Source organism: Aliiglaciecola sp. SL4, assembly GCF_041538045.1.
Classification (GTDB): Bacteria; Pseudomonadota; Gammaproteobacteria; order Enterobacterales; family Alteromonadaceae; genus Aliiglaciecola.
Genome location: NZ_JBGOSE010000001.1, coordinates 111,962 through 135,369 on the forward strand (window position 1 = coordinate 111,962; position 23,408 = coordinate 135,369).

The 23,408-nt window shown below is 39.1% G+C and carries 20 protein-coding genes; 13 read left to right on the top strand and 7 right to left on the bottom strand.

Annotated features, from left to right (window positions below; translation table 11 throughout):
• Positions 1 to 4: 4 nt before the first annotated feature.
• A complete protein-coding gene (locus AB6T38_RS00475; protein ID WP_372545310.1) occupies positions 5 to 1,240 on the bottom strand; it encodes a pyridoxal-dependent decarboxylase, exosortase A system-associated in 1,236 nt (411 codons plus the stop codon).
• Complete coding sequence (locus AB6T38_RS00480; RefSeq protein ID WP_372545311.1) at positions 1,233 to 2,810, bottom strand: acyl-CoA ligase (AMP-forming), exosortase A system-associated; 1,578 nt, start codon at positions 2,808 to 2,810, stop codon at positions 1,233 to 1,235. The genes AB6T38_RS00475 and AB6T38_RS00480 overlap by 8 nt, the downstream gene beginning before the upstream one ends.
• An 88-nt stretch (positions 2,811 to 2,898) precedes the next feature.
• Here AB6T38_RS00480 and AB6T38_RS00485 point away from each other — a divergent pair, with 88 nt between their 5' ends.
• The 5 genes from AB6T38_RS00485 to AB6T38_RS00505 all read left to right on the top strand — a co-directional run bounded on the left by AB6T38_RS00485 (position 2,899) and on the right by AB6T38_RS00505 (position 9,373).
• Positions 2,899 to 3,186 (top strand): acyl carrier protein, encoded by a 288-nt coding sequence (locus AB6T38_RS00485; protein ID WP_372545312.1) that lies wholly within the window; start codon positions 2,899 to 2,901, stop codon positions 3,184 to 3,186.
• Positions 3,187 to 3,212: 26 nt separating this feature from the next.
• Positions 3,213 to 4,337 (top strand): non-hydrolyzing UDP-N-acetylglucosamine 2-epimerase, encoded by a 1,125-nt coding sequence (gene wecB / locus AB6T38_RS00490; RefSeq protein WP_372545313.1) that lies wholly within the window; start codon positions 3,213 to 3,215, stop codon positions 4,335 to 4,337.
• A 9-nt stretch (positions 4,338 to 4,346) separates the two neighbouring features.
• Positions 4,347 to 5,588: a UDP-N-acetyl-D-mannosamine dehydrogenase gene (gene wecC / locus AB6T38_RS00495; protein ID WP_372545314.1), complete on the top strand. Its 1,242-nt coding sequence runs from the start codon at positions 4,347 to 4,349 to the stop codon at positions 5,586 to 5,588.
• A 95-nt stretch (positions 5,589 to 5,683) separates the two neighbouring features.
• Complete coding sequence (gene prsT, locus AB6T38_RS00500; protein ID WP_372545315.1) at positions 5,684 to 8,350, top strand: XrtA/PEP-CTERM system TPR-repeat protein PrsT; 2,667 nt, start codon at positions 5,684 to 5,686, stop codon at positions 8,348 to 8,350.
• Between the two features lie 192 nt (positions 8,351 to 8,542).
• Entirely contained in the window at positions 8,543 to 9,373 is an 831-nt protein-coding gene (locus AB6T38_RS00505; protein ID WP_372545317.1) for a PEP-CTERM sorting domain-containing protein, read from the top strand.
• 490 nt (positions 9,374 to 9,863) lie between these two features.
• Here the strand turns inward: AB6T38_RS00505 and AB6T38_RS00510 are convergent, their stop codons facing one another.
• Positions 9,864 to 10,730 carry a ThiF family adenylyltransferase gene (locus AB6T38_RS00510; protein WP_348492459.1) on the bottom strand — a complete coding sequence of 289 codons (867 nt, stop codon included), beginning with the start codon at positions 10,728 to 10,730 and terminating at the stop codon, positions 9,864 to 9,866.
• Positions 10,731 to 10,842: 112 nt separating this feature from the next.
• The gene (locus tag AB6T38_RS00515) at positions 10,843 to 11,580 is read right to left on the bottom strand and encodes a PEP-CTERM/exosortase system-associated acyltransferase (protein WP_372545319.1); all 738 of its coding nucleotides are present in this window, start codon (positions 11,578 to 11,580) and stop codon (positions 10,843 to 10,845) included.
• Positions 11,581 to 11,758: 178 nt separating this feature from the next.
• On the opposite strand from AB6T38_RS00515, the gene AB6T38_RS00520 reads away from it, so the two are divergent.
• Positions 11,759 to 12,649, top strand: coding sequence for a hypothetical protein (locus AB6T38_RS00520; protein ID WP_372545321.1), 891 nt, complete (start codon positions 11,759 to 11,761; stop codon positions 12,647 to 12,649).
• Positions 12,650 to 12,713: 64 nt separating this feature from the next.
• Here AB6T38_RS00520 and AB6T38_RS00525 read toward each other — a convergent pair whose 3' ends face one another.
• Entirely contained in the window at positions 12,714 to 13,556 is an 843-nt protein-coding gene (locus AB6T38_RS00525) for a patatin-like phospholipase family protein (protein ID WP_372545322.1), read from the bottom strand.
• 98 nt (positions 13,557 to 13,654) lie between these two features.
• Between AB6T38_RS00525 and AB6T38_RS00530 the strand changes: the two genes are divergently transcribed.
• The 7 genes from AB6T38_RS00530 to AB6T38_RS00560 all read left to right on the top strand — a co-directional run bounded on the left by AB6T38_RS00530 (position 13,655) and on the right by AB6T38_RS00560 (position 20,022).
• Positions 13,655 to 14,425, top strand: coding sequence for a serine protease (locus AB6T38_RS00530; RefSeq protein WP_372545323.1), 771 nt, complete (start codon positions 13,655 to 13,657; stop codon positions 14,423 to 14,425).
• A gap of 146 nt (positions 14,426 to 14,571) precedes the next feature.
• Positions 14,572 to 15,225: a hypothetical protein gene (locus AB6T38_RS00535; RefSeq protein WP_372545325.1), complete on the top strand. Its 654-nt coding sequence runs from the start codon at positions 14,572 to 14,574 to the stop codon at positions 15,223 to 15,225.
• Positions 15,226 to 15,239: 14 nt separating this feature from the next.
• Positions 15,240 to 15,518 carry a hypothetical protein gene (locus AB6T38_RS00540; protein WP_372545326.1) on the top strand — a complete coding sequence of 93 codons (279 nt, stop codon included), beginning with the start codon at positions 15,240 to 15,242 and terminating at the stop codon, positions 15,516 to 15,518.
• Positions 15,505 to 16,353 carry an HprK-related kinase A gene (locus AB6T38_RS00545; protein ID WP_372545327.1) on the top strand — a complete coding sequence of 283 codons (849 nt, stop codon included), beginning with the start codon at positions 15,505 to 15,507 and terminating at the stop codon, positions 16,351 to 16,353. The genes AB6T38_RS00540 and AB6T38_RS00545 overlap by 14 nt, the downstream gene beginning before the upstream one ends.
• 4 nt (positions 16,354 to 16,357) lie before the next feature.
• Positions 16,358 to 17,476: a nucleotidyltransferase family protein gene (locus AB6T38_RS00550; RefSeq protein WP_372545328.1), complete on the top strand. Its 1,119-nt coding sequence runs from the start codon at positions 16,358 to 16,360 to the stop codon at positions 17,474 to 17,476.
• A 236-nt stretch (positions 17,477 to 17,712) separates the two neighbouring features.
• Complete coding sequence (gene tviB / locus AB6T38_RS00555; RefSeq protein WP_372545329.1) at positions 17,713 to 18,993, top strand: Vi polysaccharide biosynthesis UDP-N-acetylglucosamine C-6 dehydrogenase TviB; 1,281 nt, start codon at positions 17,713 to 17,715, stop codon at positions 18,991 to 18,993.
• A 9-nt stretch (positions 18,994 to 19,002) separates the two neighbouring features.
• Positions 19,003 to 20,022, top strand: a complete 1,020-nt coding sequence (locus tag AB6T38_RS00560) for an NAD-dependent epimerase (RefSeq protein ID WP_372545330.1) — start codon at positions 19,003 to 19,005, stop codon at positions 20,020 to 20,022.
• Between the two features lie 79 nt (positions 20,023 to 20,101).
• On the opposite strand, the gene AB6T38_RS00565 is transcribed toward AB6T38_RS00560, so the two are convergent.
• Positions 20,102 to 22,273 (bottom strand): malate synthase G, encoded by a 2,172-nt coding sequence (locus tag AB6T38_RS00565; protein ID WP_372545331.1) that lies wholly within the window; start codon positions 22,271 to 22,273, stop codon positions 20,102 to 20,104.
• A gap of 116 nt (positions 22,274 to 22,389) precedes the next feature.
• The gene (locus tag AB6T38_RS00570; protein ID WP_372546027.1) at positions 22,390 to 23,328 is read right to left on the bottom strand and encodes a LysR family transcriptional regulator; all 939 of its coding nucleotides are present in this window, start codon (positions 23,326 to 23,328) and stop codon (positions 22,390 to 22,392) included.
• Positions 23,329 to 23,408 lie beyond the last annotated feature (80 nt).

Consider the following 23,408-nt stretch of genomic DNA (forward strand, 5'->3'; position numbering starts at 1 on the left):
TTAATTAAAGCAAAACTTCAACTACATGAGGATGTCCGAGGAAGTCTTGAGGGCTTGCCGTTGGGCCGTAAGCGCCGGATTGAAATACGACTAACCAATCACCGATTTGAGGGTCTGATAACATCATTTTATCGGCCAAGGTGTCTAACGGAGTACATAATGGACCAACAGCGGTAACCGCTTCTACACCTTTGTCTAAGTTCATTTTGTTACCTATAGCCACTGGATAGTTTTTGCGAATTACCTGTCCAAAATTCCCTGAATTAGACAGGTGATGGTGTAAGCCACCATTAGTCATTAGGTAAGTGTGACCCCGAGAGACTTTTTTATCTGTGATTTTACTCACGTAAATTCCGGCTTCTGCAACAATAAAGCGCCCTAATTCGATGATCAGTTCTAGCTGAGCTAAGTTGGGGTATTGGGATAAAAGTGAAGCTAAGTTATCACCAATTGGAGCTAGGTCTAGGCGGGTTTCTCCTGGAAAATAGGGAATACCAAAACCGCCCCCTAAATTCACTGTTTCGACGTCAACAGGGGTAACATCCAGAAGACGCTGGGCTAATTCAAAAGTATTGTTGTGAGCGTCAATAATAGCTTCTTGTTTTAGGTTTTGAGAGCCCCAAAATATATGAAAACCCCGAAATTGCATTTTGCTGTAGTCTAGGGTTGGCAAAATCTCGAACAAGCGCTCTTCATCAATGCCGAATTGTTTTGGACCGCCGCCCATCTTCATACCTGATGCTTTTAATTCAAAGGCGGGGTTAACTCGGAAGGCTATAATCGGCAGAATACCAACCTTTTGTCCGATTTCCATGGCTCTTGATAATTCTAATTCTGACTCTACATGCAAGGTTACGCCAGCGCAAATAGCGCTTTTAAGTTCGTTTTCTTGTTTTGCGGGGCCTGCAAAACTAATGTCTTTTACCGGCATCCCAGATTGTAGAGCGATTAGCATTTCTTTTTGTGATGCAACGTCAAACCCTTCAACCCAGTCACACATAACGTTTACCAATGGCGGGTAGGGATTAGCTTTTATTGCATAGTGCAGCTTAATGGCATCTGGTATTGCTTGGTTAAATTTGTCTATTTGTGCTTGTACGATTTTTTTATCGTAGGCATAAAAAACAGACTTATCGATTATCGCCTCAATGGTGTCAAGATTTTTTCCACCCACTAAAATTTGCTGATCTTTGGTCTCAAATTGATCCATGGGAGCGTGCACGGGAACTGGCTTAGACATTTTCGTACTTTTCCTTTACTTCTTTGGTGAGCAAACTGCGGTCAACCTTACCATTAGCATTGCGCGGAAGCGACGTTCTGAATTCGACGTACTTTGGATGCATAAAATTAGGCATAGATTTTTTACACATTGCTAAAATTTCTTTTTCGCTATGATCGGAATTCTCTTTGAGAACAAGTAACAGGGTGATGGCTTGACCTAATTCTGTATCTTTCACTCCGCTGGCTATGGCTTCAGCAATATCACTACAGCCTTGATAACAGGCCTCTTCGACTTCCAAGGGGCTGACTCGGTAGCCAGAGGTTTTAATCATTTCATCTTTGCGTCCAACAAAATACAGGAAGCCCTCAGCGTCTCGTTTGACCGAGTCTCCCGACCAAACAGCCATTTCTTGAAGTACTAAACCGTCCAATTGCGCTGGTACAGGTTTAAAACGTTCAGCCGTTTTTTCAGGATCATTCCAATACCCTAAACTAACATGAGGACCTCTATGCACTAATTCACCGGGTTCATCGACATCACATTCAGTGCCGTCTTCGCGAACAACCATGACTTCAGCATTAGGAATAGCTTTACCCATGGAACCTATTTTCTCGTCCACCAAGGTGGGATGTAAATAAGTACTGCGAAATGCTTCGGTTAGACCATACATTAAGTAGGGCTTAGCATTAGGGAAAGTAGAACGAATAAGTGTTAGTGTTACTTGCGGCATAGCGCCGCCGGAATTAGTAAAATAGCGTAAGCTCTCGGTTGCTTCAGTTGTCCATTTGGCTTTCATAAGTTGTTGCCATAGGGGGGGCACAGCAGCTAAACCAGTCACATTATGTTGAGCCATTGCTTTGACCACATCTCCCGCCAAAAAATAGTCCATCAAAACCACAGTCGCCCCGGATAACAAGCCTGTAGTAATTTGACTTAGCCCATAATCAAAGCTCAAAGGTAGCAGAGCTAAAATTACATCAGATTGATCATTTTCAAGGTAGTCAGCAACACTTATTGCGCCTGCTACAATATTGCGATGAGATAAAACCACCCCTTTTGGTCTGCCGGTGCTGCCTGATGTATATAATATTGCCGCCATGTCATTATCAGTGCGATGAACTTGAATTAATGCTTGAGTCTCTAAATCAGCCATTAAAGAGAAAGTGATACCTTCAATATCAAACGCGGGTAGCTTGTCGGTTAGAATCACGTGTTGCAGGGCTGGGCAGTTAGCTAGTGCAGGCTCTAAAGATTTGAGCCTGTCACTGCTAGTTATAAGCACTTTAACATCGCAGTCGTTTAATATATGTCGAACTTGTGGACCTTTCAAAACCGAGTTTACTGGCACAAATACACCATTTGCTCGACTTATTGCGAATAAGCTAATTATAGTTTCAGGTAATTTAGGCAAGAAAACCGCAACCCGTTCGTGGCGTTTTATTCCAATAGATTGAAGACCAGCAGCTAAATTTAAGATTTTGCTGTCAAGTTCTGCATAGGATATTTTCGTTTGCTTGAATATTAAGGCTGACTTTTGAGCATACTGCTTAGCAGATTCAGATACTAACTCATCAAAAAACGTGACCATTTTTAATACTAATCTCTTGTTTATGGGTTGCAACTATTTCTTATTACTTTAAATAATGGAACAATACATCAACGGATGATAGAGGTTTATGTCCGATCTATCTATAAATTACAATAATACAGGTACTGAGAGTATGAATACAGCCGCGTCTGTGAAAGAAATTTTAATTGATGTTTTACAATTATCCAGTGATGTTGAATTTGATGAAGATACACCACTGTTAGGAGCAATACCTGAATTTGATTCAATGGCTGTTGTAACAGTGCTAACGTCTATAGAAGATACCTTTGGTGTTGAAGTGGATGATGATGAAATAAGTGCAGATATATTTGAAACCTTTGGCGCATTGTGCGGATTTGTTGAAACCAAAGTTTAATCCTTTCCTATTAGTAAAGAGTCATTATGAAATATCAAAATATCATGCTGGTGTTTGGGACCCGTCCCGAAGCAATTAAAATGGCACCTTTAGCTATCGAACTGAAAAAGCATAATCACTTAAATGTATCGGTTTGTGTGACTGCGCAACATCGACAAATGCTTGATCAAGTTTTATCACTTTTTGAACTTACTCCAGATTTTGACTTAGATTTAATGCAGCCTGGTCAAGATCTTTATGATATCACCACTAGAGCACTGTTAGGTTTACGGGACGTATTCAGTGAAGCTAAACCCGATTTGATTTTAGTTCATGGTGACACCACCACCACTTTTGCCGCTTCTTTGGCTGGATTTTACCAGCGCATACCTGTCGGTCACGTTGAAGCGGGGCTTCGCACAGGTGATATTTATAGCCCTTGGCCAGAGGAAGTTAACCGCAAGTTAACTGGTGCACTAACTAAGTTACATTTTGCCCCTACACCTAAGGCTGAAGCGAATTTGTTGGCTGAAAATGTACCATCGAGTTCTGTTTTTGTAACTGGTAATACGGTCATCGACGCGCTGATTCAAGTGGAAAGTAAAATCGCCACAGATGATACTTTGAATAATGAACTTGCTAGCCGTTTTGAGTTTTTAGATGAAAATAAAAAGCTGATATTGGTCACTGGTCATCGACGAGAGAGTTTTGGCGATGGTTTTGAAAATATTTGTAGAGCGTTAAAAACCTTAGCTGAACAAGAAGATGTACAGGTTCTTTATCCGGTACACTTAAATCCAAATGTACAAGAACCTGTCAATCGTTTACTTGCCAACACGCCAGATGTATTTTTAATCGACCCTCAAGATTATCTTCCTTTTGTCTACCTTATGAGTCGAGCGCATATCATTCTTACTGACTCCGGTGGGGTACAAGAAGAAGCGCCATCAATTGGTAAGCCTGTACTGGTAATGCGTAATACTACGGAAAGGCCGGAAGCCGTAGAGGCTGGTACAGTTAAGTTAGTTGGTACCGATTACGATAAGATTGTCGAAAATGCGTTTTCGTTGTTAAATGATGAGGAAGCTTATCAGGCCATGTCTTTTGCCCATAACCCTTACGGAGATGGAAAAGCATGTCGAAGAATAGCGAATTTAATAATAAATAACTAAGGGAAAAACATGGCATTTGCTAAAGTTTCAGTTATTGGTTTGGGCTATATTGGTCTACCCACCGCCGCAGTAATCGCTTCTCGTGGTGTCGAAGTCATTGGTATTGATGTGTCTGAAAAAGCTGTTGATACCATTAACCAAGGTAAAGTTCATATTGTTGAACCGGATTTAGACATGGTTGTGCAAGCCGCAGTGACTATGGGGAAACTCAAGGCGTCATTAACGCCCGAACCCGCTGATGCTTTTATGATAGCTGTCCCCACACCATTTAAAGAAGGCAAAAAGCCAGATTTAAGCTTTATTGAACAAGCGGCCAATGCCATCGCTCCAGTCTTAGATAAAGGTAACCTCATTGTTTTGGAGTCTACTTCTCCAGTTGGTGCTACAGAAAAACTAACTGCATGGCTACAAGCACTTCGTCCTGACCTGCACTTTCCTGGGCACAGCAGTCAAGAACCGGATATGTACGTGGCTCATTGTCCAGAACGCGTCTTGCCAGGCCGAGTATTAGAAGAGCTTGTCTCAAATGACCGCATTATTGGTGGTATGTCAGCCGAATGCAGTGACAAAGCAATCGAGCTCTACGATGTATTTGTACGTGGTAATTGTTTAAAAACCACCGCTCGTACTGCGGAAATGGCCAAACTGACTGAAAATAGCTTCCGTGATGTGAATATTGCATTTGCGAATGAGTTATCAATGATATGCGATGAATTGCATATTAATGTGTGGGATCTAATTGCATTGGCAAATCGCCATCCTAGAGTGAATATTCTAACCCCAGGTCCTGGTGTGGGTGGACATTGTATTGCAGTTGACCCTTGGTTTATTGTCGACTCAGCTCCTGACACTGCTAGAATGATCCGTACAGCTAGGGAAGTTAATGACGGAAAACCTGGCTTTGTTATTGATAAAATAGAAAAGGCCGCAGACGAATTCAAACGACCGGTTATTGCCTGTTTAGGGCTAGCATTCAAACCTGATATAGACGATTTGCGGGAAAGCCCTGCATTAGATATAACGCTTAAACTAGCGCAAATGGGCTTGGGTAAGGTGCTCGCCGTAGAACCTAATATTCATGAGTTACCGGAAAAATTAATCGCGGCCGATATTGAGTTATTACCCGTTGAATCAGCCCTAGAACAAGCCAATATCGTCGTTGTATTAGTGAATCACAAGCAGTTTAAAGGGCTTGATAAGACTCAATTAAATACCAAAGTACTAATAGATTCTAGTGGGCTAATTGCCTAGTTGTTGACCTATTTCAGTGCTAACATCATCATAGTTTGACCCTTTTTAGGGTCTTCTTATTTGTTAAAATTCATACCAACTTTAAAGAGAAACATATGTGTTCAGTTAAAAAATACGGAGTATTGCTTGTTGTTCTGGTAATGATGGGGTGTAGTCAAAAAACACCTTCCGAATACATCGATGAAGCGGAAAAAGCGATTTTACAAAATGACACAGAAAGTGCCGTCATCGTTCTTAAAAACGCTCTATCGTCGGACCCTAAAAACTTAAGAGCACGATTTTTACTAGGCTCAGTATACTTTCAGCGTGGCAACTCTGAATCCGCGGAAAAAGAACTTAAGATTGCGTTCGAAGGCGGTTATTTTAAAAATGAAGTTTTACCCCTTTATTTAGGGACGCTCAACTTCTTACATCGAGATGATGAAATCATTCAAGTGGCCGAACGATTAACCGGACTTACTAGCGAAACCGAGGCCATAGCTCAAGTATATAAAGGATTAGCTTTATTTCGTAAAAACGAAGTGTCACGAGCTAAATTAGCTATTAAACGTGCTACAGAACTTTACCCCGACTCCTCATACAGCCGCCTAGGCAGAGCATACCATGCCTTAAATGATGGTGAAGTTACAGATGCATTAATTATTCTTGAAGAGTTACTGGTTGACGATCCTAAGTTCATGGAAGCTGTATTACTGCAAGGGCAATTAAGTATGCAGCAGCAAGATTATGCGACCGCAATCAAAGATTTTACTGAATATGTTGCGCAAAAGCCGGGGGATGCTCAAGGGAACTTTTTGCTTATCGATGCACTACTAAGAGATGAGCAATACGACAAAGCAGAATCGCTTACCGTTAGCTTGCTTAAAAAGCTGCCTGATAATCCAAAGCTTAATGAGTTTATTGGAATAGTTCAATTCCATAACAAAGATTACTCTGCGGCCAAAACATCAATGGAGCAAGCAATATCCTCTGGCTCAAACTCCCCAACTTCTCGCCTAATCGCAGGTGTAGCGTCCTATAACTTGCAGAAGTTAGAGCAAGCGCATAACCACTTAGCTGCAGTCCAAGATGTACTTCCTCTGTCACACCCTGCAAAGAGACTCTTTGCTGAAATTCAATTGCGTTTAGGCTATAGCACAGACGCAGCTCAGACTCTTGGTGGTATGGGGAATTATGACTTGAATGATTTGACATTGTTTACTCAAGCTGGATTCGATTTAATTAAAAGTGGAGATGACTCAAAAGCGCAAAAGATGTTGGAGTTGGCTAAGAAAACTGATCCTACTAACGCCGAAGAGTTAACTCGTCTTGGTATTTTAAAACTATCCCTTAAAGATGATTCAGGTAAAGACAATTTAAAATCAGCCATTGAGCTATCTCCTGAAATGGATACTGCAAGATTGATGTTGGCGCAAGCATACGTGAGTGAACAAAACTACCAAATGGCTATAGAGGTAGCTAAAAATTGGATTGCCTATGCTCCAAAGCAAGTTGTAGCACATAACTTATTAGCAGAAATTTATGAGGTGTCTGAACAAAATACGTTGGCCGAACAAACCCATAATGAGATTCTGGAACTGGCGCCTAATAACCCATCGTCACTAAAGTTTATGGCTGAATTAGCGAAGCAAAACGGAAATAACGAAGAAGCGCTTACGCTTCTTAAAACCGCTGCTGAGAACAACCCTGAGTATGTTCAAGGTTCTTTTGATTATTATGTTGAAGCATCACAACAAGGAAAAGATGAGCGGGCGAAAGCATTGAATTTAATTAAGTCCATGTATGAAAAGCAGCCAGACGATTTGATGAAACAGCTAAACTACGCTCGTGCACTTATATTGGCAGTTGAACCTCAAAAAGCACTTACTATTTTAGAGGATATAAAACCGACTAAGGATATGCCTCTAATCTATTGGAAGGGCAAAGCTGACAGTTATTTAGCCCTCAATAAACCATCAGATGCACTTAATGTTTATGAAACTTGGCAGCAACTAGAGCCTAAAAGAAGAGATCCTTGGAGTGGTGCAATTTATATTAATGATGGTTTGAGAGATTTTTCAAGCGCACTAGATACAGTTAAACGTGCGTTAGGGCACCATCAGGATGATCCTGAACTGAAACTAATGGAAATACACTATAGCTTAATGAGCGGTAATGTATTGGTGGCCAAAAGATTGATGAATAGTCTGCCAGAGCAAGTTAAGTCAGTAGTAACCGTAAAAGGTATTAATGGTCAGATACTTTTTGCTGAAGGTAAAATTAAAGAGTCATTACCTCTATTAGAAGAGTCTTATAATGCGAGTTTAGATGGTCGCTTTGCAATTTTAATAGCTAAAGCAAAAGCTAACTTAGAAAACGCTGACTCTGCAATAGATTTCCTTGAAAATCACTTAGTGAAACGTCCTAATGACGTGAATGTAAGGGGACGTTTAGCAGAAACTTATATGGACAAACAGCCTGAAAAAGCAATTGAACATTACGAAATGGTAGTGAAGTTTTTACCAGAAAATATAATTGCCTTGAATAATTTAGGGTGGTTATATTCAGAATCTGGTGACAGCAGTAAAGCCGTTACTTACGCGGAAAAAGCGGTCTCATTACGTCCAGAAAACCCTAAGTTGTTGGATACCCTTGGAGTTGCGTTATTGAATGACGGGCAAATTAAGCGCGCTATTGAAATAAGTAAAAAAGCGTTTGATATTGAACCTAGCAATCAAACTTACCGTGTACATTATGAAAATTCTCTTAAGGCTAATCAATAAATGCTCAGTTAAGGGTAATTAAAGTGTCAGTTTTTTTAACAGAGGTAAAAAGGTGGAATGATAAAAGTGTTAAAAAACAATAACTTAAAAGTTGGCCCGCTATGTGCATTATCTTTAGCCATGGAAAGCTTGTGAAATATTGGCAACTTTGCAACCTAAAACTTATAAATTACTTTAAGCTGGAGAATAGACATGAAAACTAAATCCTTAATAGCAGGAATAATTTTAGCAACGGGTTCTTCTGTTGCTATGGCTGACCAATTTTACATCGATGTTGGTGCTGATTTCGGCGATAACTTAAGAAACCAAGCTGCTGGTGCAACTAGTACAGGTTGGTTAGAACAAGCGACTTACAACTATCAATCTGAGACCCTTGTTACAGATGCTGACGCAAACGGTCTTAGCGATGGTGACGCAATTACGACTACTGGTGGATTCATTAGTGGTCCAAAGGGAAGTTCAGCGATTGCTTTTAATGCTGTTGAAGGTTTCTTACCAAACAGCTTTGGTCCTGAAAGTGACAACGATTACGGCGATTGGGGTTTAACCTTCCAATTCGAACTATCTGGTGAACTTGGTCCGGCTTTGGCAACTAACTACTCTTCAGGTGATATTACATTTTATTATTTTGAACCTACCTTCGCTGACACTTCTGAATTCGTAGAGTTATTTACTCTTGATTTTGTTTCAATTGTTCAGAGTTCTGGTGGTCCTTCTTTGAAGACTCTTGTTTCTTCTGTAGGTGCAGGTACAGTTAACGGTGTTGCCGCAGGTGACGTATTTAACTTCGCTGACGGTTCAATGACTGATTTGCTAGGCGATATGGTTGATATCTTCTCATTCGTAGATTTCAACACTGACCCTAAGGATGTAGAAGTTACTGATAACTTAGACGGTACTTATACTCTAAATGGTAACCACGACGGTTCAATTTCATTCCAAATTCCTGAGCCTTCAAGCTTAGCAGTTTTGAGTCTTGGTCTTCTAGGTCTTGCTGGTGCAGCTCGCAGACGTAAAAGCTAAGATTGCTTTAAAGTACATTAAAAACCCGGTTTAATCACCGGGTTTTTTATTTCCTGATAGTCCTACAAAGCAATAAATATTATTCTACTTAATTCATTTAACTTAACATTTCTTCGTAGCTTTACGTTCAATCTCCTGCCAATATCCAAGTTAGCTCCTAACCCTAAAAACAACCTTATCTTATGCTCTTTTATTATGGCCGAAAGGTTCAAACTTCTAATGTAGTTGCTTGATATAATAGTTATTTGACTCACCTAAGACTCATTGATTAAGAGTAAACGGTTTTTGGTAGTGAAATATTTAAATTGTAATGGTTTCAGACCAGCAAAACCTGAAGTTCTAGCTCTTCTCTACAAGGTATATCTATTTAAAATATAATTACGGAGTTAGAGCTTAAAAACTCTAAATAATGGCGGGAAATGGTCTACAGAAGTGGATTACGTTAGGTTATGGCGCGCTAATATTTAGTCAAATAAAAGCGCTTAGAAACTTAGCTAGGCTTGGTTTTACCAACTGCTTTTTTGACCATTGGAAACATGATGTACTTCTGGATAGGGTTTTTATTACCCCAAGGACGCCAGGTTTTTTTCGATTTATTTTTATATGCGTCTACGTGCCAACCCCAAGGGGCATGCAACACTTCTCCACGTTTCAGTAGTATTTTCAATACATTAGAATTTAATACACCAGCAGCCAAAGAAATCCCCATGGGGGTCGATGGAACTTTGCCTGCCCAAAAATCAACTTTGCTTTTATCAACTAGGTAGCTTAGCTGCAACATCGCTGGAGATAAGCCCATAATTAAATTATAAAACTGATCTTCTGGCTCTAAACCTTCTAAGCAAAAGTATTCTTCAAATGACATTTTACCGGGCATAAAAACCAGTACTGCGGTTCCCATTCCCATTGGTGCTGCAGTAATACATGGAATATTCTTTTCATAACACCGTTTGAAAACTTTTCTACGGATATCCATTGCAAATATATCTAAGCTATCAATATATAAATCCACACCGTCCAAAAAGTCTTCAAGGTTTTCATCATTAATCCCCTTGTCAAAATTTTTGACACTAGACTCGGGGTTGATATTCGCCAAGATGTCTTCCATAACTTTAGATTTTTCTTGACCTAACGTCTTCATTGAAGCACCGGCCTGACGGTTGAAGTTTACTAAGTCGTACTGATCCATATCAGAAATGTGAAAGTTACCTATACCAAGCCTTGCACAAACTATAGCGTGGTCTCCGCCTACACCACCTAATCCACCAACTGCAACCTTGGTATTTCTAAGTACCTCTTGTTCTTGTTCGGTCATCCAGCCGATATTACGTGAAAATGCTTCTTTATAATTAAACATAACTCTCACTCTCAATGTGTTAGGTATTGTAGATTAATAACGGCAAATGATTCGCTTTCCGTTATGTCTTTGCTCAGCTTGTAGTCAAAAGGCTTAAACCCTTATTCATGATCTATATCTGTGGGGTAACTTCAGCCGTTATATTGTTCAACAATGCTTTAAAATCCGGTTTAAGATTATCTTCAACAGACTGTGGTTGAATGTAAAAAGGAGCACGTTTTCCGTGGTAATCGATAACTGGGCCAATTTGTTCAAAAGGTAACCCAACAAATCGCATACTTCTAGCTAATCTAGGCTCCACCATTACGTAGCAATGGTGGATGTTTTTACTTAACAAAATTGCTGTTGCAGATAGATATAATCCAACGGCGATAAAAGGAAAACAGCGAAGTTCTGTTTCTGAATATATTTCTTTATTTATCACACCGAGCGCAGCACCGTCGAAATTATCCATTTTTCTTCGTCTAAATTCTAAAGGAACTGCTAGGCGTGATATTTCGCAAATATCGTTGCGATCAAAATTATTCGGAAAAAGCTCTGGTCGCTGAATTGCATTTTGACAATAAAGCTCAATGGGTAATTTTTGATCATTATTTTCTGAGGTGATAAGCCGGACCGTTCCAGCATATTGTCCACTAGACTTATGCTGGATTAAACAGTGATACGCATGATCATCAAAATCATCTGTTTCAATTTTCTGTATATTTTCAGGCTCGAAATGGAGTTCTTCACAATACACTTGATGGCGTATACCAAAAGAGTGCTTTTTGTGTTGTTCAGACTCCGAAAACACCGGTTTTAAATAATCGGAAAAATGACCCGAAATACTGTCTGCAGAAATTTCTGTCATTACAACTTTCCTTTGTTATGTTTATTGACCATTATTAATAAGGGGATCTTTCAAAATAAAAACTATGCTAATACTAAAGTGTCGGGTTAAAGTCCTTATTTGTCAAACAAATACCGCATTTTCTGTGTTATACCTTAGTTTAAACATTGGTTGAATATAATTCGAGAGAGGATTTTAATTGAAAAGCTATCAGTTATCTCAAATTCACATTGAAACGGCGCGAAACTCAACAGACGATTTTAACCTATTTCATGATAAGAATCGTTGGAACTGGATTGTTGATAACCCCTTTGAGGGGCCTATTGCTTTAGGGTTTCAATTGGGGTGCTTTATCGAAACTCAATTTCAACATAGACAAACTGAATTGAATATCGATGAGGATACTAAAAGATTACCTTTCAGTATTTTCGAATTTACTTTTGCTGGCGTTGTCAATCCAGGTGATACTTTAAGTTTAGATATTAAAGCCACCAAAAAGAGCCAGAGTAATGACGGAGAGTTGCACTCTAATCGTCTTTTGTTAAAAGCAAATGACAAAGCCGTTATTTTGGGATTTAAGCGTGAGTCTGAATATAATCCTATTCAACTGCCCGATAACTTTCCTGAGGACGTTGATTGGGGAATGCGTGCAGACCGCACATTTGATCAAGCAAGCCAATGTTTTTTGAAACGTAAATACATGATTGTTGGTAATGCGAAAAACTTCTTAACCAGTGCTTTTGGCGAACAATCTGAATATATCGATGAATTCGCTGATAAAGTTCGCTTTCCACAAATGTATCCAATGAGTTTGCTATCTTCGGCTTTGTTGGAGCGCGCCCAAGCCATCGGTCACGACTTAATAAAGGATCCGATGATTTATTCGTCACACAAATTATGTATTGATAAACGACAGTTGGAAAGTCTACGCAGCAATGACGTGTTGAATATTGTTGTCACGCCAGAAGTTGCTATGTCAGGCAATGGTGCTAAAGTCAGCCACATATGTGTGGGGTATTTAAAAGGAAATGTGCCGTTATTTATGGCGCAAATTGTACTTCTACCATTGAGTGCAATGTTAAGTAAATAATGATTAAGTTATTTATCAATAAATTATGAACGCAGCTTAACTAACTATAGATTATTAGAATTTACTACAATGGTGTGATTTTTTTGGGTAAGAATTCGTGGGCAGTGTCATAGCCAATTTGATAAAGCTCTTTTTTTTGTTCTATCGTCAGTGAAAAATCAACTGAAGAGTAGGTTCCAGTATCAACTATTATCGTGTTATGCCAATGCTCAGCATGCACATATTCTCTTGATAGAGCTGTCATAAAGGTCTTTATCAGCATAAATATATATTCAGGTAAATGAAAAAATACCTGCCGTTTCCGTACCTGTTGTATCTGTTGACTTTTCAACCTGAAACAAACATTTTTAGCGTCACTTCCCGTCCAATTTCTGAAAAGAGCATCCTCCGCCAAAATTGCGCCATCCACTAAAAGGTGATCTCCATAGGTTTTAAAACTAAAAATTAATGGAATAGACATAGAAAATCGAACAGCTTGAGAAACTTTTAAATCTGGCGTGGTTTGATGATTAAAAATTACTGGACCGCCGCCATTAACATCTGTAGCGACAATACTTAACTCCGTAGAGAGCTGCGAAAAGGTTTTACCTTCTAATTGCTTATCCATCCATTTTTCGAATTGGTTTCCTGAACTTAATCCTCCCTCTTTTAGCAGGCGAAATATTGAATACCCCTTAAATTGTTTAAAGTCAGTCTCCAGCGATAAGGCTAATATTTTTTCCAATGGCATGCCACTACAGTACAAAGCACTGATGATAGAACCACCGGAGATCCCCACGACGTGACTAAATGATAAATTCATTTCAAGTAAAGCCTGGAGGATTCCAATATGGCAAGACAACCGAGTGCCTCCGCCTGAAAAAATAGGTACAATCTGACTTTTATTGTTATTGTATGGTTGCGACATGGCTACTTCACTTCGTTTAAAGCTGGTCTCCATGCAAATATGACTTAGAATTCAATTTTTTGCACAACTTTTTTGTTATTTAACGGAACGCATCTTTTATGTCTATTTTGGTTAAAAGTTTGTTTGCCTTTGCAATTTTACTTACACATTCGGCTAGTTACGCCCACAATATTGTTGATATTGTAAAAGAGGCGAAACAATCTGTGGTCGGAATTGGAATTTATGATCCAATTAAGGCGCCGCAAACAAGTTTACACGGCACTGGGTTTGTTGTAGCAAACGGGCAATATATTGTGACTAACAATCATGTCATTGCTAAACCTTTAGATGATACAGCGAAACAAAAGCGTGTGGTTTTAGCGGGTGTTGGCCGTTATCCTAAAATGTTTGAGGCATATATAGTAGAAGTCGATGAATTACATGACTTAGCATTACTGCGAATTAGCACTAAATTAAAGCCTTTTCAGTTAGCCGGTAGTAATTTGATTCCAGATGGGTCAGAAGTGGCTTTCACAGGGTTTCCTATTGGTGCAATTCTCGGTTTATACCCAGCAACACATCGGGGAATTATCGCATCATCGACGCCAGTGATTGTCCCCACAGAACATTCTAGTCAATTGGATGCAAAAACATTAAGACGGTTGCGAGAGCCATACTTAGTTTACCAAATGGATGCAACTGCTTACCCAGGAAATAGCGGTAGTGCCGTATACGAAGTAGAGACTGGAAAAGTCGTTGCAGTTATTAATAAAGTGTTTGTAAAGGAAACAAAAGAAACTATTTTATCCGAGCCTAGTGGAATTACTTACTCAATACCTGTAAAATATGTCAAACAGCTTTTGCGATCGGCTAATGTAGATATAAATTAGTTTGTCGAAAAAATTTACAGTTCCACTATATTACACAAATTAAACATATATAAATCAATGAGTTGTTGTTTTGGTGTGGTTTTTGCTTGTATGATGTCAATAAAGTTAATTGCGTTTTAGAAGTCGCATAAAAAGGGTTTTAATCAATGAATGAATTCGATAAGACGTATAAAAAGGATGTTTCTGCTGTGAATAAGCGCCGTAATTTTCTTAAAAAGTCGGCCACCGGAGCAGTGATTGTTAGCCTTCCAGCCAAATCAGTCTGGGGAACCACATGCAATGTGTCAGGTAATTTGTCAGGCAATTTGTCAACCAGTACACACGAAAAAACCTGTACTATTCCTCCGTTAGATGACGGATGCCGCCCACATAAGTGGAAAGATCTCGACAACAACTGTGACAGTATGTTTAAAAAGCTAAAATACATGAATAGCGGTTCGGGTTCTTATCATAGCAGTGCTGACGAATGTAAGAGAGAACGAGATAAGTATATTGCTAATATTGACGCTGTTAAAGGCTACTCTCTCAATCTTCCGAAGGAATTCTTCCGTTACAGCGATGATAGTTGTGGAAATTTATTAAGCGGAAACTGTGGACATACCTACCAAAAATTAGGTGCAGTATTCTTAAACGCTGCCTTTGGTTTTTATTCAGGATACGACGGTATCGCTCAAGCCGAAGAATTATGCAAGCAAGTATTTGTGTTTATGTATGTGAAAGACAAAACTGATACGCCTGTACTTGATATTGAGTTAGGTATGACAGACGATCATAATCTGAGTAATTGGGAACCATTATAAGAAATTAATTAGAAGTGAGTTATTATAATCTTACTCTAGGATCACGGGTTTATCTTTTTGAAGATGGAAGTGGTCTGGGAATATACTCTGGTTATGATAGCAATACTCTGTTCATCAATTCTAAACATTTAGAAGCTCCCAAGAAGGTTGGACTCAATATTGAGTCAACCTTCGATGCAAAATTACTTCAATCTATACTTGGTTTAAATCAGTCTGAAGCTGAATTCGTTTTCCATGATTTAGTTAAGAAGAAGGTACTTCAAAAAGTTGTAGAGCTAGATGCAGATTATTGACACCGGTCTTTACCGCTTTTCTTTAGAGTCAGATGTTAAACACGTTTCAACCGTTGCTAATAGTTTGTATTTCGACTCTGGCAATGTTGAAGGGCCTATCGATTTTTCTATCCGTTTAGTTTACGAATCAATATTAAGACGATTTATTAAACCGCAAATTAGTTTTTACTCTGATCAACATTCTCCGTTTAAACCTCTACCAATATCTCAAGCCGCAGCCGTTCTGGAGTGGGGAATGAACTGGTGTATTGCTGCCCATGAATTTGAGCGTTTATTAATTCATTCAGCCGTACTCGTTAAAAACGGCAAAGCAATTATTTTTCCTGCTCTCCCTGGCTCGGGAAAGAGCACACTTACTGCCCACTTGGGATTGTCAGGTTGGGATGTTTATTCTGATGAAATGGCTATTATTGACACTTCAACCTCTATGGTTAATCCTCTTTTTAGGCCGGTTTGTCTTAAGAATAATTCAATCGATCTGATTAAGTCTTGGCATCCTAAAGCCTACTTCTCACCTATATGTAAAGATACTCAAAAGGGCGATGTCGCTCACGTTAAAGTACTGAATTGGACGCAATATCAGATGTTTGAAAAAGCCCCAATTGTTGCTGTGGTTTTTCCAAAATATATAGCCCAATCTACACTAAATATTTACCAATTAACTCAATTAGATGCCTTCAACACCTTGAGTAAAAATGCGTTTAACTACAATGTACTTGGCGCTGAGGCTTTTGATGCCGTTGCTAAAATTATTAAATCTTGTCGACTTTTTGAAATTCAGTATAGTGACTTAAATGAAGTCAATGAATTTCTCAGTGAAGATGTGATCGGGTAATAAATTGTTAGACACTAAATTACTATTTCAACTATTGTTATCACCCCGTTTGGGCCTGACGTTAACCTTGCTTCAATGGCAGAATGTTATTTTCATTTTCCGTGAGAGTAAGTTATTAGCTAGCTTGTATCATGTGGCTTTGCGAGATGGATGTTTTGAGCAATATCCTGAGTTTGTAAAACGCCACTTAGGCTCTGCACAGGTTTATGCAAAGCGACAAGCTCAGCAAATTCTCTTTGAAGCTGTTGAGTTTCGCTTACAATTAGAACAGGTTGGTATTACCGCTGTCTTTTTAAAAGGAGCCGGATATACGCTGCGTAATAGTTTGAATAGTCATGGAAGAGTTTGTTCTGATATTGATGTTTTGGTGAACAAAAAAGACTTGAGTATTGCCGAAGCACACCTCAAGAACAATCGTTGGCAGTCTGAAGTTCTAAGTGATTACGATGAAAAGTACTATCGCCAGTGGGCCCATGAAGTACCCCCACTAATCCATATTAATCGAGCCACTGTGGTTGATATGCACCACAATCTATATCCGCCAATTAGTGGACGAACCACAAATATTGATCAATTTATCTCTTCACGTTTAAAAACGACTTCTGGTTGTTTTGTATTGGAGCCCGCAACCACTGTTATGCATAGCATTATTCATTTATTTGCCAATGAAGATAGTAGCAGTTGGATTAGGGACTTATTTGATATTACCTTGTTAATAAAAGAGTATGAAAGCGAGGATTTTTGGGAGTCATTAATTGATTTGTCAAAGCAGACTGATTTCGAATTCGAGTTCGTTTGTTGTATGCACGCACTAAAATTTTATACCGATATCTCTATTCCTGAGATAGCAAATGATTACATTGCTCGTTACAAAATGACTAAGATACAAGTTTGGTTAATGAATCACGCTATTATCCCCGCAATTTGTCCAGAACATGACTTGCTTTTAACTACAAAGGTTCGTTGGGCTAAAAAATTGGTATATTTGCGTGGTCACTGGATAAAAATGCCGTTTAACGTATTGATAAAACATTTTGCATTTAAGACATTTTTTGCGATTCGAGATCAAATTATGGGAAAACATCATTTTGATCCGAAATTACCCGAAAATCCCAATTGGTAATTTCAATATTTTAGGTTTCTGCTGGTTTTACTTTTGATCTTTTTATCGAACGCTAAAATTAAACTTAATCTCATACTTTCAATCACATAGTCAAAAAAATCCGTGGATATTTTGATTGCAAACTTAAATAAAATAGATACCTAGGTATCTCAATTAGTACTACTAATTCTGTTAATTTAAGTGCAAACTATGATGCTAGCAATAATCATTTTCTGGGCTTAAAAGAGAGGTTAGGTTTGACGGATAATATCTATGAAAAGCGCATAGGCATCATTGGGTTAGGTTATGTTGGTTTACCATTAGCTGTATCGTTTGGGAAAAAATTCTCTACCCTTGGCTTTGATATCAATCAACAGCGAATTGAAGAGCTTAATCGAGGTGAAGATCACACCTTAGAGGTTTCTCCTGAAGAGTTGCAAAGTGTTACCTCATTAACGTTTTCATCTGCACCCGAAGATCTGTCCAAGTGCGATTTTATTATTGTTACCGTTCCAACACCAATAGACAAAAATCGACAGCCTGACCTAACTCCGTTAAGAAAAGCCAGTGAAATGATTGGTAAAGTAATCAAAGCCGGTGCGACTATTATTTACGAATCAACAGTATATCCAGGTGCTACAGAAGAAGTCTGTATTCCCCTTATCGAAAAGCATTCTGGTTTGAAATTCAACCAGGACTTTTATGCTGGTTACAGTCCTGAGCGAATTAACCCTGGGGATAAAACCCATCGCTTGGAAAGCATCATCAAAGTAACCAGTGGCTCTACACCTGAAATTGGTGATTTAGTCGATGAATTGTATTTAAGTATTATTGAAGCGGGTACCCATAGAGCTTCTTCCATTAAGGTCGCCGAAGCGGCCAAAGTGATTGAAAATACCCAAAGAGATTTGAATATTGCATTAATCAATGAATTAGCGATGATATTTGAACGACTTGGGATAGATACTGAAGAAGTGTTACTCGCAGCCGGCAGTAAATGGAACTTTTTACCATTTCGCCCGGGGTTAGTGGGTGGCCACTGTATCGGTGTTGATCCATACTATTTAACCCATAAAGCCGAAGAAATTGGTTATCACCCTGAAGTGATTTTGGCTGGACGCCGTATCAATGACCAAATGGGTGAATACGTGGTAAGCCGATTAGTCAAAAAAATGCTAAACAAAAAAATTATGGTTAACGGTGCCAATGTACTCTTAATGGGAATTACCTTTAAAGAGAATTGTCCAGACATTCGTAATACCAAGGTGGTGGATATTGCCACTGAACTTGATAATTACCATGTAAATGTTGATATATACGATCCGTGGGCAGAATCCGAGGAAGTGGATGCTGAGTATGGATTAAAATTAGTTAACCAACCGGAAGTTGGCAAATACGACGCTATCATCGCAGCTGTTGCTCACCAAGAGTTTAAACAAATGTCTAGCCAAGAATTACGTGGTTTAGGCAAAGATAATTGTGTTGTGTTTGACTTGAAATATATTATTGATAAAGAAATAGTTGATTTAAGACTTTAGGAAAAGTAAATGAAAATTTTAGTAACTGGGGCTGCCGGTTTTATTGGATCTCACGTAAGTTTATATTTGCTTGAACGGGGTGAAGAGGTTGTAGGATTAGATAACCTCAATGATTATTATGACGTGAACCTCAAATTAGATAGATTGAAACGAGTAGAGCAACATAAAAATAGCTATAACTTTACCTTTGTTAAAATGTCTGTGGAAGACAAAGAGCCAATGGCTGAATTGTTTGAGGAACATAAATTTGACAAGGTAGTGCACTTGGCGGCTCAAGCCGGTGTGCGTTATTCACTTGAAAACCCTCATGCTTATATTGATGCTAATATTGTTGGCTTTATGAATATATTGGAAGGGTGTCGGCACAATAAAATTAAGCATTTAGTGTATGCATCTTCTAGCTCAGTTTATGGCGCTAATGAATCCATGCCTTTTTCTGTGCACGATAACGTCGACCATCCTGTATCTTTATATGCAGCAAGTAAAAAAGCCAATGAATTAATGGCTCATACTTATAGTCACTTATTTAACTTACCAACAACGGGATTACGCTTCTTCACTGTGTATGGTCCATGGGGACGTCCAGATATGGCGCTGTTCTTATTCACTAAAGCGATTTTAGAAGATAAACCCATTAAGGTATTTAATTACGGTAATCATAAACGTGACTTCACCTACATTGACGACATTGTCGAAGGTATTATCCGTACTCTAGATCACACTGCTGATTCTAATCCAGATTGGTCTGGTAAAAATCCAGATCCTGGAACCAGTAAAGCACCTTGGCGGGTTTACAATATCGGTAACCAATCACCTGTTCAGTTAATGGAATATATTGAGACTTTGGAAGATAATCTAGGTAAAACCGCTGAGAAAGAGCTTTTACCTCTGCAAATGGGCGATGTTCCTGATACTTACGCGGATGTTGAAGCTTTAGTAAAAGATGTTGATTATCGTCCACAGACAACAATTCAAACGGGAATTAAAAACTTTGTGGGTTGGTATAAAGACTACTTCAATGTAAGTTAATCACTTTCTAATTCCTAATAAAAAACGCAAGGTACTTAATATAAGTCACCTTGCGTTTTTATTTGTGGTTCAGTCAGCCTTATGAGGCTAACTGCTGTTTCATTTTACGACGCATTTTATGTAGTAAAGGTTCGGTATACCCACTGGGCTGGGCTACTCCTTCAAAAATCAATGCTTTAGCTGCTTCAAAGGCGATAGATTTATCAAGATCGGGACACATGTTGATATACTCAGGGTCCCCAGCATTTTGTTCATCTACCAGTTTCGCCATTCTGCTTAAAGACGCATTTACCTGAGATTCATCCACAATGTCATGTAATAACCAATTGGCAATATGTTGACTGGAAATTCTGAGGGTGGCTCTGTCTTCCATGAGTCCCACATTATTGATATCTGGAACTTTTGAACAGCCAATACCTTGGTTTACCCAGCGAACAACGTAACCTAATATGCCTTGAACATTATTGTCTAGTTCGCGGGTTTTGGCTTCATCATCAAGCACTGTGCCGGCCTCCATGACAGGAACGGTAAGGATATCGTCTAAACCGTTACTATGCTGTTCTTTAAGTGATGATTGAATCGCAAATACGTCAACTTGATGATAATGCAATGCATGTAAAGTGGCAGCCGTAGGCGAGGGCACCCAAGCTGTATTCGCGCCAGCTTTAGGATGTTGTATTTTCGCTTTCATCATTTCAGCCATATGATCCGGTATTGGCCACATTCCTTTACCAATCTGTGCTTTGCCAGATAAACCTGCGGCTAAACCATGGCCAACATTATCTTTTTCGTATGCGGTGATCCAAGGTAGTGTTTTTAGCTGACCTTTTAGACCAAATGGACCTAGCTGCATAGAAGTATGGATTTCGTCACCGGTACGGTCTAAAAATCCAGTATTAATGAACACTACCCGAGTTTTCGCGGCTTCGATACAGGCGCTGAGATTAACAGAAGTACGTCTTTCTTCATCCATAATACCCATTTTGATAGTGTTTTCCTTTAAGCCCAGTATTTTTTCGACTTTTGCGAATAAGGCATTTGAAAACGCAACTTCTTCAGGGCCATGCATCTTAGGTTTCACTATATAGATACTGCCTTTATCACTGTTCGAAAATGGGCTATGTCCCAATAAGTCATGTTTACCTATCAAAGAGGTGATCATGCAGTCCATAATGCCTTCAGGTATTGCCTCACCATCAAACAAAATGGCATCGTTTGACATTAGTAAGCCAACATTTCGAATAAACATCAAACTGCGACCTTTCAAGCTAGTCGTTTGACCATCTAGATTTGTAAAAACCTTATCGTTATTAAGTGTTCTTTCAATGGTCTTTTGGCCTTTTTGCACAGAAGTGGAAAGTGTGCCTTTCATCAAACCTAACCAATTTCGGTAAACTAAGGTTTTATCTTCTGCATCAACGGCGGCAACAGAGTCTTCACAATCCATGATAGTGGTTAAAGCCGCTTCAAGGACGATATCTTTTAATCCACTTGGATCCGCTTCGCCTACTGGGTGAGCGCGGTCGAATTGTAACTCAATATGTAGCCCATTATGATTTAAGAAAATAGATGTTGGATCACTGATTTCACCAACAAAACCCACATACTGTTTAGGGTCACGTAGACAAGTTTGTTCGCCATTACTCAATGTACAAGTCAAGCTTGACGTTTCAATTGAATAAGCGGTTACATCTTGGTGGCTGCCAGTTTCAAGGGGGGCTGCAACATCTAACCATTGACGGCCATGCTCTATAACTTTTTGACCTCTAACACTATTGTAAGGGCCACTTTTATGGGCTCCACCTTCTTCACTAATAACATCGGTTCCATAAAGGGCATCGTAAAGGCTGCCCCATCTCGCATTTGCCGCATTAATGGCATAACGCGCATTATTGATTGGCACAACTAATTGTGGACCTGCCATAGTTGCGATTTCTGGATCAACGTTTTCAGTGGTAATTTGAAATGCTTTAGGTTGCGGTAAAAGATAACCAATTTCTTCTAAGAAAGCTTTGTAGTCGGCTAATTTATACTGGGGATTTTGCTGACAATAATTGTCTATTTTTGCCTGTAAATCATCACGCTTCTGTAAAAGCTTTTGATTTTCTGGCATAAACTCAGTTAACAGTTGTTCAAATCCATCCCAAAAAACATCTAACTCTACTTGGGTTTGCTTAATTGCTTCATCTTTAATGAAAAAATCTAATTCTTCTGCTATCTGCAATTTTCCGCGCGATATATAATTTTGCATAGTAATACTCCAAAGCTGTCCAATGGATTAATACTACCGACTTCTGATGGATATGTTTAATTTATGGAGTTTATCCTTGCCATAGATGTGGTGAATGTTGGGTGTGAAAACGCCAACTAACTAAGTTGATTAGCAACTTCACTAATAAGACGACGGAACCAAATATGTCCAGCATCATGGTGCAACAGTGCGCTCCAGGCCATTTTTAAGCCAATGGGAGGAATATCAAAAGGCGGCTCCAAAATAACCACGTCAGGATCGTTGCGATATAAATTAGCTGCCTTACTAGGCAGAGTGGCAATTAGGTTTTGAGCTTTAGCTAACTGCAATGCCACGTGATAGTGTCGGGTAAACACGCGAATGTCCCGCTTTCTACCAAGTTTTGTTAATTCCGCATCAACCCAGCCAAGTTTTTGAACTTCGTTAGGATCTACCCCAACACCCACACCAAATCCGGTTTTGCTCACCCATATATGTTGTGCAGACAAATAACTACTTAAATCAAAATGGGAAACCATTGGATTGCTACTTTTCAGTACACAGGAAAATCCATCATACCAAATGACTTTTTGGTGGAATGAAAGGGGCAGTTCATCAAAGCGATTAATGGCCATGTCTACTTTACCGTGTTCCACATCATGGAATGTCACATCACTAGGCGTGATCACGTCTAAGGTAATATTCGGCGCTATTTTTCCCAGTTGACGAATGACTTCAATTAATAGGGTGGATTCAGCATAGTCGCTGGCCATGATCCGAAACGTTCGTTGGCTAGTGCTAGGAATAAACTCGGTTTCAGGTTGAATGGTGGTTTCTAACTTGGCTAACACATCACGAACAATGGGTTGCAGTTCCAATGCGCGTTTTGTTGGTGTCATACCTTCAGTGGTACGCACTAAAAGAGGATCATTAAACAAGTCACGGAGACGTTTAAGACCGTTGCTCATTGCGGGTTGAGTGATACTGAGTTGATTCGCGGCTTTGGTTACGCTTCCTTCTCGTAATAACACATCCAGATATACCAATAAATTTAGATCAACTTTAGCAATATTCAAATTAACTTCACTTCTATATTGAGTTCTCATTGATTATACCCATGGTTATAAGGGTTGCCACAAAAAAAAAGCAAGACATT